This is a genomic window from Aquidulcibacter paucihalophilus, assembly GCA_030285985.1.
Classification (GTDB): Bacteria; Pseudomonadota; Alphaproteobacteria; order Caulobacterales; family Caulobacteraceae; genus Brevundimonas.
The window spans coordinates 2,258,345-2,271,413 of record CP127384.1 but is presented as its reverse complement, the minus strand read 5'-3'; the positions used below and the strand labels follow the sequence as shown (position 1 = coordinate 2,271,413).

The window sequence follows — 13,069 nt, the reverse complement described above, 5'->3', positions numbered from 1 at the left end:
GGGGCTGAATAGGGATTAGGCAGTAGGCAGTAGGCAGTAGGAAAAAGCGCCCTTCATCGCGCGGAATGGCTTTGCAGTTTGGAGATGAGGCTATTGAGCATTCTTCCGAGTTCATCGGCGGCGCTCAGAAGGCTGTCGGTTGATCCGGAAGCGGTCACGCCGACCCGCTCGGCAAGGATCAGATGCGTTTCCAGCTCTTTGAGCGAGCCTTGCGCGATCCGGAGGAAGTTCAGATAGGCCGGCTTCGTCGATCGTCCGTAGCCCTCGGCTATGTTGGCTGCGATTGATGTGGCCGCTCTACGCGTTTGCGAGGTCAGGCCGAACTGCTCATCGCGAGGATAGGCGCGGCTAAGTTCGTAGGTAGCGGCCGCAAGGTCCATGGCTCGCTGCCAGACAAGAAGGTCTCGATAGCTGCGCACTTCGGCCATGTGACCCTCCGTCCCGCGCTACACCCTACTGCCTACTGCCTACTGCCTACTGCCTACTGCCTGACCTCAGGCCGCTCCGGCCATGAAGTCGTAAACATCCGCCGCCCGGGTCACCGTGATCGCGATGCGGTCGTCGCGGATTTCGATCTCGCCGCGGGCCACCGGATGGTTGTTGGCGAGGATCCAGACTTCGTCGGTTTCCGAGGCGTCAAGCGGGATCACCGCCCCGCGGCCCATCCGCAGCAGCTGACTCATCGGCAGGACGGAACGCCCCAGGACGACCGAAATTTCGACTTCGACGGCTTCGATCTGACTCACTGGGCACTCTGACGCTGACGCTGAGGAGACGGGGTTCTGGGCGATGTTGACTTGCATGGCGCTCCCGACCCCCACATTGGAGGCGTCATGCTTTCCCAAGCCTTAAGCGAAACCCTGTCGAAGCTGGTCCGTACCGACGGCCGCCCGGTCGAATGGGCGGTGTCGACCGGCTACGTTCCCTATGATGAGGCCGTCGCGGCCATGGAGGCCCGGGCGGCGGCCATCGCCGCGGGCGAGGCGGGGGAGTTGATCTGGCTGCTGGAGCATCCACCGCTTTACACGGCGGGCGTTTCCTCGAAGGACGGCGACCTGCTGGACGCGGCGCGCTTCCCCGTCCACCGCAGCGGCCGGGGCGGGCAGTTCACCTATCACGGGCCGGGTCAGCGGGTGGCCTATGTGATGCTGGACCTGAACCACCGCGGCAAGGATGTGCGGATCTTCGTGCGGGGGCTGGAGCAGTGGATCATCGGCGCGCTCGGTGAATTCGGCGTGCCGGCCGATGTGCGCGAGGGTCGCGTCGGCGTCTGGGTCGAGCGCAAGGGCCCGGGCTGGAGCCGGGAGGACAAGATCGCCGCCATCGGCGTCAAGGTTCGCAAATGGGTCAGTTTCCACGGCATCAGCCTGAACGTGGAGCCGGACCTGGACCACTTCAGCGGCATCGTCCCGTGCGGCATCGCCGAGCATGGGGTGACCAGCCTGGTCGATCTGGGCGTGCCGGCGACGATGGATGAGGCGGACGCGGCGCTTCGGACCAGCTTCCGACGGGTGTTCGGAGCGGTCGTTGAGGGCGCAGCACCGATCTGAGGCGTCGCGTTGCCCTCACGAGTGCTGCGGTTTCAGCGAATGCTCAGGTTTCGCTCATGCCGCTCATGGGCGCGGCGGTCACGGTGCAGGCCTCGCTGACCGGGACGCCGTCATGATGCCTGCCTTGCACGCCTACGCCGGATGCTACGCCGGGGAATCCGCCGCCTCCGCCGAGGTCATGGTCGCCGCCGGGGGCGTGGCCGTGCGCTTCGGGCGGGGATCGCTCGGGCGGCTGGAGCTGGCGGAGGCCTCGCCGGACCTGTTCCGGCAAGGGGCGATGATTGCGCGGTTTCACCGCAACGCAGACGGCGAAGTGACCAGCTTCAGCTACAGCGACCCACTGCTGCGCGGGCTGCGGTTCGTGCGGCAGGGCTGACCCCTATTCGAACTCCACCAGCACGTCATCCGCGGCCACCGGGTCGCCCGCCGCGGCGCTGACGGCCTTCACCACGCCGTCCCGCTCGGCCTTGAGGATGTTCTGCATCTTCATGGCCTCGATGATCGCGACGGTCTCGCCGGTCTTGACCTCCTGGCCGACGGTCACCGGGATGGAGACGACGAGGCCGGGCATGGGGGACTGGATCAGCTTCGAGGTGTCGGCGGCGACCTTCTCCGGCAGGCGGGCGTAGAGGGCGGCGACGGCGGGGCTGAGGACGCGGACGCGGGCGCGAGCCGCGCGGGTGCGGATGCTGAAGCCGTCGGCGACGCGGGCAACCTCGGCGGTGAAGGGGACGCCGTCCAGCACGGCGCGGAACTGGGCCAGGCCCGGGCGCCAGTCGATGTCGCTGAGCTGCAGCGCGCGCTCCTCACCGGCGAGGTCGAGGGTCAGGGCCTCATCGTCGTCATAGGCGAGCGAGACGCCATGGGCCTCTCCTGCGCCTGATCCCGTGGCGATGAGGACGATCCAGTCGGTGCGGCCGGAGGGGTCGCCGGACGCTTCGGCCGCGATCTCGTTCATCGCGGCGGCCGAGGCGATCAGGATGTCGGTCTGGCGGCGGTCCGGCATCAGGCCGTGGAAGCCGTCGGGGAACTCGTCCTTGATGTAGCTGGTCGAGATGTTGCCCGAGCGGAAGCGGGGCTGGTCCATGACCGCGGCGAGGAAGGGGATGTTGTGGCCGACGCCCTGGATGTGGGTGTCCTCCAGCGCCCGGGCCATGCCGTCGACGGCGGCGTCGCGGGTCTCGCCCCAGGCGCACAGTTTGGCGATCATGGGGTCGTAGAACATGGAGATCTCGTCGCCCTCGCGGACGCCGGAATCGTTGCGGACGATATAGTCCCCCTGGTCGCCTTCCTCGGGCTGTTCGTAGCGGACAAGGCGGCCGATCGAGGGCAGGAAGCCGCGGTAGGGGTCCTCGGCATAGATGCGGCTCTCGATGGCCCAGCCGTTGATGGCGAGGTCCTTCTGCTCGAAGGCCAGGCTCTCGCCCCAGGCGGAACGGATCATCTGCTCGACCAGATCGACGCCGGTAATCAGTTCGGTCACCGGATGTTCGACCTGAAGTCGCGTGTTCATCTCAAGGAAATAAAACGACTTGTCCTGACCCGCGACGAACTCGACCGTGCCGGCACTGTCGTAGTTCACGGCCTTGGCCAGGGCGACGGCCTGGGCACCCATGGCGTCGCGGGTGGCCGGATCGAGCAGCGGGGAGGGGGCCTCCTCGATGACCTTCTGGTTCCGCCGCTGGATCGAGCATTCGCGCTCGAACAGGTGGACGACGTGGCCGTGCTTGTCGCCCATCACCTGGATCTCGATGTGGCGCGGGTCGATGATGAATTTCTCGAGGAAGACGCGGTCGTCGCCGAAGGCGTTGAGCGCCTCGGCCTTCACTGCGGCGAAGCCCTCGGCCATGTCGGCGTCGGAGTGGGCGACGCGGATGCCCTTGCCGCCGCCGCCGGCCGAAGCCTTGATCATGATCGGATAGCCGATCTCATTGGCGATGCGGACCGCCTCTTCTGTCGTCTCGATCAGGCCCATATGGCCCGGGACGGTGGAGACACCGGCGGCGGCGGCCAGCTTCTTGGAGCTGATCTTGTCGCCCATGGCGTCGATCGCTTCGGGATTCGGACCGATGAAGGCGATGCCCTCATCACGCAGGCGGCGGGCGAAGCCGGCGTTCTCGCTGAGGAAGCCGAAGCCGGGGTGGACCGCCTCCGCGCCCGTTTGACGCACCGCTTCGACGATCCTGTCCGCGAGCAGATAGGACTGGGCGGCGGGGGCCGGGCCGATCAGCACCGCCTCGTCGGCCATTTCGACCGCCAGCGAACCGGCGTCGGCTTCGGAATAGACCTGCACTGTGGCAATGCCCATGCGGCGGCAGGTCTTGATGATGCGGACGGCGATCTCGCCGCGGTTGGCGATCAGGATTTTGGAGAACATGTGTCTTTGAATATGAAGCGAACGTGATCGCAGCGTGGGGTGATCGCCCCGATTAGGCCGCGATCCCACGGGAGTAAACCGAGGGGGCGTTCACCTGAGCCGGGTATGGGCTTGGCAAGGGCGGTTCCGATGGGGTTTAACCCGTTCGAGTTCCATTCATTGCCATTCTTTCAATCTTGATCCGTCCCTGTCCCGCTTACTGGCCTGGAGCCTGACCTGATGTCCCGACCGCTTACCTTTGTCGCCGCCGCCGCCCTGTCGCTCGTTGTCAGCGTCAGCGCCGCCTCCGCCCAGGATTTCCGGGCCCTGGCGCGGCAGGATCTTCAAAGGTCGCACGACGAACTGGCCGCCAACCACCCCGCCCCCGCGGTTCAGGGCACGGCCAGCCAGGGCTTCCGCGCCTGGCTGGACAGCGGTCTGCAGGAAGCGCTGGGTCTTTCGTCGCGCGTGAACAGCGGCGACAGCCACGCCTATCTGCTGCGCTACTACGCCGGCGGCTTCCGCGATTCGAACATCCTGGTCAGCCCGACCTTTGAAGGCATGGGCCCCTATTTCGGCATCAGCTGGCCGGGCTTCGCCACCGGCTGGCGTGATGGCCGCTATGTCGTGACCTATGTGAAGCCGGGCACCCGCAGCGCGCCGCGGGTCGGCGACGTGGTCACGGGCTGCAACCTGACCCCGATCGAGGAATTCGCCCGCGCCAAGCTGGACCGCTGGGAAGGCAACCTCGAGACCGAGGCGGGCCGGGTCACCTCGGCCCCCTATCTGATGTGGAACCGGAACAACCCGTTCACCACGGGCGTGCCGTCGCAGTGCAGCTTCCAGTCCGGCCGCGGCCGCCCGCGCGACATCCAGATCCGCCCGATCCCGGTCGTTGCCGGTGACCTCGAGGCCGCCTACCGCGCCACCGTATATATGCCGCCCGCAACGCCGCTGGCTGTTGAGACGGTCAACGGCCGCCCGTGGCTGCACGTTCATTCCTTCGCCGACAGCGCCGGCTGGCCGGCCTTCAACGCCGCCGTCGAGGCCCAGGCCGCGACCCTGCGCGGGCCGCAAGGCTTCGTCCTGGACCTGCGCGCCGCCTCGGGTTCGGGCGAGAACTCCTCGACCGCCCGCGGCTACGGCATGGCCAACCGCATCTGGACGCCGGAGTTCACGGTCAGCCGCCAGCCGGCCGCCGGTGACATCACCTACCGCGCCACCCAGGGCAACCGCGACTGGTACGCCGCCGCCCTCGGCCGCATGGAGGCCGATCCCTATTTCGTTCAGGAATCGATGTCCGTGATCGAGCAGACCCGCGAGATCGTGGCCGCCTTTGACGCCGCCATCGCCGCCGGCCGTCCGACCTTCACCCTCGCGGGCCGACCCGCCGTGGCCGACACCGGCGCGCCCAACCCCGTCCAGGGGCCGGTGATCGTGCTGGTCGACGCCGGTTGCTCGGGTGGCTGCCTCGACACGCTGGACCTGTTGTCGAAACTGCCGAACGTCCGCATCGCGGGCACGACCACGGCGACCGACTCGATCTTCGTCGAGCCGACGCTGCTGCGCCTGCCGTCGAACTATTCGGACCTCAGCTACGGCCACAAGGCCTGGACCTCGCGCCCGCGCGCCAACAACCAGCCCTACACGCCCGCGCAGGGCCTCGTTTACACCGGCAACCCGGTCGATGAGACCGCGGTCCGGACCTGGGTTGGAACGCTGTTCCAGTAAGCAGGACAGTCTCGAGAGACAGGAAAGGCCGGCCGGGGCATCCCGGCCGGCCTTTTCGATTCCCGCACCGCCTCTGGTCATCCCGGCTGAAACGAAGCCGAGCCGCCCCGCTGTCCGATGTCTGCCCCGATGGCGAGCGGTTAAACCCCCGTTGACTTGTCCTCCCCTAGGGACCCGGGGCGGGGGGACGACAATGGGCCGTGTCGACAGACAACCACACGGGCAGGGGCTGCGTATGCTGGCCCTGGCTGTGCTCCTTGCGGGCTGCTCTGACGGCGCGTCGGTCCCGGCCGTGAGTCCGGGGGCGCAGAAGGCTTTTGGCGAGGGTGTCGCCGCAGCCCGGCTGACCCCGGCCATTGACGCCTGGATTGCGGGCGACACGTCAGCGCTTTCGTCTGAAATCCGGGCGATCAAGGCTGAAAGCGTCGTCGCGCGCTCCATCCGCGATTGGGAAACCGCATGCACCGAGGCGGCCGCCGCCGCACGCATGGCGAACCTCACCGCCATCCTCGCTCAAGGGCTCGACGAGCCGACCGTTATGGCCATGTCCGATATTGCGCGGATGGATTATCTCGACGTGCTCGGCCAGGGCCGGGCCTGGCACCGGCACGAAATCCAGTTGCCCCTGGCGCCGGACTGCACCACGGTCGACCGTCTGGTTCAGAAGCATAGCTACGACGAAATGCGCCTTCTGCTCGCCGAGATGACCCGGCGGCGGGCGATCTGGTACACCGAACTTCATGCGAAATACGGGACCCAGTACGGTGACCGGCACCTGCTGGCCGCCGATCTGCTCCGCAGCAACGGCATTCCGAGCACAGTCTACGGCGACGATTGATCCACGATCCGCCCCCGACGAGGGCCCGCGCGGGCCTGGATCGGTGCTTCAGGACGAAGTCCTATGCGCTCCTCCGCATGGAGCGGAGGAAGAAGGCTGGAACCCACGGCCGGCACTTCCTATTTCATGGCCATGACCGATCCAGACACCGCCCCGGCCCTGCGTTCCCAGTCCGGCTATGACCTGACGCCGCCGAGCGACAGCCAGCGCGTCGCGCTGGAGGCCGACCTGTCCGCCGAGGAGAAGCGCGTGCTGCTCGCGCACGGTACCGAGGCCCCGTTCTGCGGGACCTTGCTGGGCGAGAAGCGGGCAGGGGTGTTCTGCTGCCGGGAATGCGGTCTGCCGCTGTTCCGGACCGGGACCAAGTTCGAGAGCGGCACCGGCTGGCCCAGTTTCACCGAGCCGGTCGATCCGGCCCACGTCCGGGCCATCACCGACCGGTCGTACGGCATGACCCGCACCGAGACCCGCTGCGCCCGCTGCGACAGCCATCAGGGGCATGTGTTCCCGGACGGACCCGGACCGGGCGGCCTGCGCTACTGCATCAACTCCGTGGCGCTCAGCTTCGTCCCCCTGGGCGGCACCCTGCCCGACCCCCTCGGCCGCGGCGACGGAACGGCCTGACCTTGGCCTCATTTGCGGCTAGGGTGATCCTTCCAGTGGAGTTCCTTGCATGGCCGTATCCGGACTGATCCTCGCGGCCGCATTGATGGCTTCGGACCCTGACGGCGTCGTCGTCACCGCTCCGGCCACCACGGTCGACCTTGAAGCCAACGTCCAGCCGGTCGCCGCCTCCACCGCGGGCGCGACCCAGGACGCCGTGCCGCATGGCCTGACCACGGACCAGCAGATTGATCGCTGGATCGCGGGGCGCTCGACCGCGGAAAGGCCGTGGGCCGAGGCCGCGCGCGAACCGGCCGACGATCGCAAGATGCACGGCGAGGTCAGTTTCGGCATCGGCACCGGCGGCTATCGCGACTACGGCGTCGCCGTTTCCCTGCCGATCGGCGAGAACGGCCGACTGGACCTGCGCTATCGCCAGGTCGAGAACGGCTATCCCTACGGGGGCTATGGCGGCGGCTACGGCAATCCCTACTTCGATGACAGCGGCTATGCCTTCCCGGGCTATCAGCCGCCCGAGGCGGCCGGGGCGTTCGAGTCGCGGGTCATGCGGCCGGGCGGGCCTCCGCGGCGCTTTCCGCTGGTCCAGCCGAATCGGGCCGACGACAACTGAGCGCCCGCCAGGGCAGGCCGAAACGGAAAAGGGCGGAGCTTGTAAAAGCTCCGCCCTTTCTGTCTTCAGAAGTGGTGCCGCCGGGGGGAATCGAACCCACGACCTCAGCCTTACCAAGGATGCGCTCTACCACTGAGCTACGGCGGCCTGTTCTGAGGAAGCGGCCCTATAGCCAACCGGGGACAAAGGGGGAAGCCCAGAATGCACCCGCTTGCGGAAAAGTTCTGCAGCGGGTCTGATCGGCCCATGGATGAGTCCGAGACCGCCGCGCCCCGACCCGACCTGCCGGCATCCCTGCCGGACCCGCTGGCACCGGCGAAAACGCCCGCGACAGCACGGGCGCAGAGGCTGGCCACGGCCCTGCGGGACAACCTCCGGCGTCGCAAGGCGGCGGGCCGGACCAACCGGCCTGCAAAGCCGAGCAACTGAATGTCATCGACCGGACCGATGTCGGCCTTTCGCCGGGGTGGTTGTCCGCGCTAGATAGCCGATCCCCCCTTGCGCCCTGCACGGGGTCGCAAGAGACGACATGGACAGCATCGCCATCACCGGCGGCGCCCGGCTGAACGGAAGCATTCCGATCAGCGGCGCCAAGAACTCCGCCCTCAAGCTGATGGCCGCCTCGATCCTGACCGATCAGCCGCTGCTGCTGACCAATATGCCGCGCCTGGCCGACACCAAGTTTCTGGGCCGGCTCCTTGAGGCGCTCGGCGTCCAGGTCAGCGAGCGAGACGGCGCGGACGGGCAGGAGACGCTGTTCCACGCCGCGGCCCTGACCTCGACCTTCGCCCCCTATGACCTGGTCCGGCAGATGCGGGCCTCATTCAATGTTCTGGGGCCGCTGCTGGCCCGCACCGGCGAGGCCAAGGTCTCGCTGCCCGGCGGCTGCACCATCGGCGCGCGGCCGGTCGACCTGCACCTGCAGGCCCTGACCGCCATGGGGGCCGAGATCGAACTGGAAGAGGGCTATGTCATCGCCCGCACGCCCCACGGGCTGAAGGGAGCCGAGATCGAGTTTCCCTTCGTCTCGGTCGGGGCGACGGAACATGCGCTGCTGGCCGCCGTGCTGGCCGACGGAGTGACGGTCCTTCGCAAGGCCGCTCGCGAACCGGAGATCGGTGACCTGGCCCGCTGTCTGACCGCCATGGGCGCGCGGATCGAGGGGATCGACACCGATGTCCTGACCATCACCGGCGTCTCGTCCCTGGGCGGAGCCAGCTGGTCGGTGATTCCCGACCGGATCGAGATGGGCTCCTACGCCGTCGCCGCCGCCATGACGGGCGGCGAGGTGCGGCTGACGAAGACCCGCCCGGAACTGATGACGGCGCTGAGCGAGAAGATGATCGAGGCCGGGGTCGAGGTGACGCCGACTTCGGACGGCGTGATCGTGAAACGCGACCCGGCCGTTCGGCTGAAGGCGGTCAATGTCGCCACCGAGGTCTATCCGGGCTTCGCTACTGACCTGCAGGCCCAGTTCATGGCCCTGATGACGACGGCCGACGGCGACAGCGTCATCCACGAGAACATCTTCGAGAACCGGTTCATGCACGCGCCGGAGCTGGCGCGGCTCGGGGCGGACATCTCCGTCCACGCCGGCGAGGCGGTGGTGAAGGGGGTGTCGGAGCTGCACGGGGCCCAGGTCATGGCCACCGACCTGCGGGCCTCGGTCAGCCTGGTCATCGCCGGCATGGCGGCGCATGGCGAGACCACGGTCGGGCGGGTCTATCACCTCGATCGCGGGTTCGAGCGGCTGGAAGAGAAGCTGAGCGCCTGCGGGGCCGAGATCCGGCGGGTCAAAGACGATGCGAATGAGCACTGAGGTCGGCGAGGCGGAGACGGAGACGACGGCGCGCGCGCCGGTCGAACCGCTGCGCCTGCTGGCCGAAGACGCCGACGATCTGCACATCATTTCTGCGGCCCTGCAGGACGCCATCCTGCGCCCGGTCGACATCGTCTGGGAGCCGGCGTCCCGGCGGGTGACGCTGAAGCTCAGCCGCTTCTGCTGGGAGTGCGGCGGGACGCGGGTGATGGCGGCGATGCAGTTCGGCGACGTCATCGCGGTCAAGAGCCGTCGCCTGCCGCGCCTGCCCGAGAGCGCGCTTGAACTGCTGGCCATGGAGTTTGCGCCGGATGAGGCACCGGGCGGGCGGGTCATCCTGATGTTCGCCGGCGGCGGCGACCTGCGCATCGACGTCGAATGCCTCGACGCGGTGCTGACCGACCTGTCGGAGCGCTGGCCCGCCAAACTGGCACCGACCCATCTGTCGGAAGAGGCGGATCCCACGTGAGCGAACACCGGCTGACCTCGATCGACCTCGATGCTGCGACGTTGCAGTCCGCGACCGCCGAGATCGAGCACGAGCGGCGGGTCGCCATCTTCGACCTGCTGGAGAAGAACAGTTTCGAGCCGGCCGGGGCGGCGAACGGTCCCTATGCGCTGAAACTGGCCATGGTGGACGGTCGTCTGGCCTTCGACATTACGGGGCCGGATTTCCACCGGGTTCACGGCCTGTCGCTGACGCCCCTGAACAAGGTGGTGAAGGACTATATCGCCATCTGCGACAGCTATTACGAAGCCCTGCGCGGCACGTCCCCGTCCCAGATCGAGGCCGTCGACATGGGCCGCCGGGGCCTGCACAACGAGGGTGCCGAGATTCTGAAGGCCCGGCTGGACGGCAAGATCGCCATCGACCACGAGACGGCGCGGCGGCTGTTCACCCTGGTGACGGCGCTTTACCGGCGGGGGTGAAGCGGGTGATTGGTGGTTGGTGATTGGTGATTGGTGATTGCCGGCCCCGGGTACCCCGGAAGAGTCTGCAGGCGCGGTTGTCGGCATCAGCCAACCACCAACCACCAACCACCAATCACGACCTAGCACCTACCTGCCTCGACTAACCCGCCGTTTTCAGGCATACGCCCGCTCCTTAACGACGCGCGCTTTCGCCCGGCGCGCGTTCTGACTCCTATTCTCAGGGCGCGAGAGGCCGCATGGCTAAGGAAGAACTGCTCGAGTTTCCCGGCGTCGTCAGCGAACTGCTGCCGAATGCGACGTTCCGCGTGCTGCTCGAGGGCAACGACCACGAGATCATCGCCCACACCGCCGGCAAGATGCGCAAGAACCGCATCCGCGTGCTGGCCGGCGACAAGGTCCTGGTCGAGATGACGCCCTATGACCTGACCAAGGGCCGCATCACCTACCGCTTCAAGTAAGGGCGCGCGCTTGTCGCGTCCTGAACTCGTGCTGGCTTCGGCCAGCCCGCGCCGCATCGAACTGCTGGCGCTGGTCGGGATCACGCCCGACCGCGTCGAACCCGCCGACATCGACGAAACGCCACTGAAGGACGAGACGCCGTCGCGCCTCGCCGCGCGGCTGGCCGTGTCCAAGGCCGAGGCCGTGGCAGCCGGAGCGCCCGACGCGGTGGTGCTGGCCGCCGACACGGTGGTCGCCGTGGGCCGTCGCCTGCTGGAAAAACCCGCCGACGAGGCCGAGGCCGTCCGGTTCCTGAAACTGCTGTCGGGCCGCAATCACCGGGTCTTCACGGGCGTGGCGGTCACCGCCGGGGTGCGGACCACCCACCGGGTCGTCGACACCCGCGTCTCCTTCAAGGTTCTGTCCGATCCCGAGATCGCCGCCTATGTCGCCTCGGGCGAATGGCGGGGCAAGGCGGGTGGCTACGGCATCCAGGGCCGGGCCGGTGCCTTCGTCACCCGGCTGGTCGGCAGCTATCCCGCCGTGATGGGCCTGCCGTTGTTCGAGACGGTCAATCTGCTGAACGGCGCGGGCTGGCGGTCGTGAGCCTCGAGGTCTTCCTCGACGACACGCCCGGCGAGGTCCGGGGCGTGGTCGTGCGGGATGGCCGGTTCGAACATCTGCTCATCCAGCGCGAGGACGATGTTCCCGAACATCGGCTCGGCGCCCGCTGCATCGGACGAATCGTCGAGGTCCATCCGGGGCTGAAGGGCGGCTTCGTCGATCTGGGAGCCGTCTTGCACGGCTTTCTGCCGTTCCGGGGGCAGGACCGGTTGACGGTCGGCCAGAAGGTCGAGGTCGAGGTCTCCGCCGAGCCGCGCGAGGGCAAGGGGCCGACGCTGCGCCTGATCGGGGCCGGGGAGGGCGAGCCGCGTCTGCTGACGCCCGGTCCCTCCGTCGTGGAGATACTGGCCCGGCTGGCACCCGGCGTGACGCCGGTCACCGGCGCGGCGGCCGTGCAGGCCAGTCGGGACGCCGAGGAAGAGGCGGCCTGGCCCGGCGAGCTGTTCATGGAGACCGGCCTGGACCTGAGGGTCGAGCGCACCCGGGCCCTGATCGCGGTGGACCTGGACCTCGCGCCGGCCCCGGGCGTGGCCTTCGGTGCGGCCGCGCGGACGCGGGCGAATCGACAAGGGCTGCAGGCGGCGGCGCGCATGATCCGGCTGAAGCGCTGGGGCGGTCTGGTGGCCATAGACCTGATCGGCACGGGCCAGGACGGTGATTCCGCCATGACGGCGGCGAAGGCGGCGTTCGGCGACGATCCGGACGTGGTGTTCGGTCCGGTCAACCGGTTCGGCGTGCTGCAGCTGGCCCTGCCGTGGCGGCGAACGCCGCTGGAAGAGGTCCTCAACGGCCCCGACCGGCGCAGACGCCCCGGGCAGCGCGCGCAGGATATTGTCCGGAGCCTGAGATTCGCCCTCCAGTCCGACACGACGACCGCCCGCATCAGCGCCCGGGCGGCACCGGAGGACGCCGGACTCGCGGCACCGCTGGTGGCGCGGCTGGGTCCGCGGGCCCATCTGGTGAGTGATCCGGCCATCGCGCCGGGCGCATTTGTGATCGAGGACCGGTGACCATGGCCCTTTGCCCGACCTGCCGCCGCCAGCCGGCGGACGCCAAATACAAGCCCTTCTGCTCCAAGCGCTGCGCCGATGTGGATCTGCAGCGCTGGTTCACTGGCGGATACGTCATCCCCGGCGGCGTGGACGAGGTCCCGACGGGCGACCTGAACGAAGACTGATCAGACGGCTGGACACCCCCGAACGGCTCGCCTATAGACGCCGCCTCCGCGCCGCGACGCGTGCGCCTGGGTAGCTCAGTTGGTAGAGCAGTGGATTGAAAATCCACGTGTCGGTGGTTCGAATCCGCCCCCAGGCACCATCGCCTTTTCCCGATCGGGAAAAGAGACGGCCCCCATCATGAAAATGTCGCTTTCCGCCTGAATCTTCGGCTTCGGGTGTGCTGGCTCCCTTGCGAGGGGAAAAGCACCACCCCGCACTTGACGCTCTGGTATGCGTTCGCCAAAGGAGCTTGACCGCGTTCCTTTGCGGGCAGTTGTCGGAGGCGGGGAAAACGGTTTCCCCAAGACCGTCAGCGCCGCGCCGGAAGC

General features: G+C 68.0%; 17 protein-coding genes and 2 tRNA genes. 15 read left to right on the top strand and 4 right to left on the bottom strand.

From position 1 onward, the window contains the following. Window positions 1–53: 53 nt before the first annotated feature. Entirely contained in the window at window positions 54–428 is a 375-nt protein-coding gene (locus KB221_11275; protein ID WIY68662.1) for a four helix bundle protein, read from the bottom strand. A 66-nt stretch (window positions 429–494) separates the two neighbouring features. Continuing rightward, window positions 495–803: a FliM/FliN family flagellar motor switch protein gene (locus KB221_11270; GenBank protein ID WIY68661.1), complete on the bottom strand. Its 309-nt coding sequence runs from the start codon at window positions 801–803 to the stop codon at window positions 495–497. 30 nt (window positions 804–833) lie between these two features. On the opposite strand from KB221_11270, the gene lipB reads away from it, so the two are divergent. Both lipB and KB221_11260 read left to right on the top strand, forming a co-directional pair. Continuing rightward, on the top strand, window positions 834–1,550 hold the full coding sequence (lipB, locus tag KB221_11265; GenBank protein ID WIY68660.1) for a lipoyl(octanoyl) transferase LipB: 717 nt from the start codon (window positions 834–836) through the stop codon (window positions 1,548–1,550). A 112-nt stretch (window positions 1,551–1,662) separates the two neighbouring features. Continuing rightward, on the top strand, window positions 1,663–1,926 hold the full coding sequence (locus tag KB221_11260; GenBank protein WIY68659.1) for a hypothetical protein: 264 nt from the start codon (window positions 1,663–1,665) through the stop codon (window positions 1,924–1,926). Window positions 1,927–1,929: 3 nt separating this feature from the next. Here KB221_11260 and KB221_11255 read toward each other — a convergent pair whose 3' ends face one another. Continuing rightward, entirely contained in the window at window positions 1,930–3,927 is a 1,998-nt protein-coding gene (locus tag KB221_11255; GenBank protein WIY68658.1) for an acetyl/propionyl/methylcrotonyl-CoA carboxylase subunit alpha, read from the bottom strand. A 219-nt stretch (window positions 3,928–4,146) separates the two neighbouring features. Here KB221_11255 and KB221_11250 point away from each other — a divergent pair, with 219 nt between their 5' ends. From KB221_11250 to KB221_11235, 4 genes are all read left to right on the top strand, one after another. Then, the gene (locus KB221_11250) at window positions 4,147–5,637 is read left to right on the top strand and encodes a hypothetical protein (protein ID WIY68657.1); all 1,491 of its coding nucleotides are present in this window, start codon (window positions 4,147–4,149) and stop codon (window positions 5,635–5,637) included. Between the two features lie 235 nt (window positions 5,638–5,872). Continuing rightward, window positions 5,873–6,475: a hypothetical protein gene (locus tag KB221_11245; protein ID WIY68656.1), complete on the top strand. Its 603-nt coding sequence runs from the start codon at window positions 5,873–5,875 to the stop codon at window positions 6,473–6,475. 132 nt (window positions 6,476–6,607) lie between these two features. Beyond that, window positions 6,608–7,099, top strand: coding sequence for a peptide-methionine (R)-S-oxide reductase MsrB (gene msrB, locus KB221_11240; GenBank protein ID WIY68655.1), 492 nt, complete (start codon window positions 6,608–6,610; stop codon window positions 7,097–7,099). A gap of 49 nt (window positions 7,100–7,148) precedes the next feature. Then, entirely contained in the window at window positions 7,149–7,709 is a 561-nt protein-coding gene (locus KB221_11235) for a hypothetical protein (GenBank protein WIY68654.1), read from the top strand. Between the two features lie 72 nt (window positions 7,710–7,781). Here the strand turns inward: KB221_11235 and KB221_11230 are convergent. Further along, window positions 7,782–7,856, bottom strand: a tRNA-Thr gene (locus KB221_11230). A gap of 99 nt (window positions 7,857–7,955) precedes the next feature. Here KB221_11230 and KB221_11225 point away from each other — a divergent pair. The 9 genes from KB221_11225 (at window position 7,956) to KB221_11185 (ending at window position 12,840) form a co-directional block, all read left to right on the top strand. Then, the gene (locus tag KB221_11225; GenBank protein ID WIY68653.1) at window positions 7,956–8,138 is read left to right on the top strand and encodes a hypothetical protein; all 183 of its coding nucleotides are present in this window, start codon (window positions 7,956–7,958) and stop codon (window positions 8,136–8,138) included. A 100-nt stretch (window positions 8,139–8,238) separates the two neighbouring features. Continuing rightward, window positions 8,239–9,528, top strand: a complete 1,290-nt coding sequence (gene murA / locus KB221_11220; GenBank protein ID WIY68652.1) for a UDP-N-acetylglucosamine 1-carboxyvinyltransferase — start codon at window positions 8,239–8,241, stop codon at window positions 9,526–9,528. Continuing rightward, window positions 9,518–9,997 (top strand): DUF2948 family protein, encoded by a 480-nt coding sequence (locus KB221_11215; GenBank protein WIY68651.1) that lies wholly within the window; start codon window positions 9,518–9,520, stop codon window positions 9,995–9,997. Before murA ends, KB221_11215 begins: the two co-directional genes overlap by 11 nt. Then, on the top strand, window positions 9,994–10,458 hold the full coding sequence (locus KB221_11210; GenBank protein WIY68650.1) for a UPF0262 family protein: 465 nt from the start codon (window positions 9,994–9,996) through the stop codon (window positions 10,456–10,458). Before KB221_11215 ends, KB221_11210 begins: the two co-directional genes overlap by 4 nt. Window positions 10,459–10,697: 239 nt before the next feature. Further along, the gene (gene infA, locus KB221_11205) at window positions 10,698–10,919 is read left to right on the top strand and encodes a translation initiation factor IF-1 (GenBank protein ID WIY68649.1); all 222 of its coding nucleotides are present in this window, start codon (window positions 10,698–10,700) and stop codon (window positions 10,917–10,919) included. A gap of 10 nt (window positions 10,920–10,929) precedes the next feature. Further along, window positions 10,930–11,505, top strand: a complete 576-nt coding sequence (locus KB221_11200) for a nucleoside triphosphate pyrophosphatase (protein ID WIY68648.1) — start codon at window positions 10,930–10,932, stop codon at window positions 11,503–11,505. Continuing rightward, a complete protein-coding gene (locus KB221_11195; GenBank protein ID WIY68647.1) occupies window positions 11,502–12,533 on the top strand; it encodes an RNA-binding protein in 1,032 nt (343 codons plus the stop codon). The genes KB221_11200 and KB221_11195 overlap by 4 nt, the downstream gene beginning before the upstream one ends. 2 nt (window positions 12,534–12,535) lie before the next feature. Beyond that, entirely contained in the window at window positions 12,536–12,700 is a 165-nt protein-coding gene (gene yacG, locus KB221_11190; protein WIY70915.1) for a DNA gyrase inhibitor YacG, read from the top strand. Window positions 12,701–12,764: 64 nt separating this feature from the next. Continuing rightward, a tRNA-Phe gene (locus KB221_11185) sits at window positions 12,765–12,840 on the top strand. Window positions 12,841–13,069 lie beyond the last annotated feature (229 nt).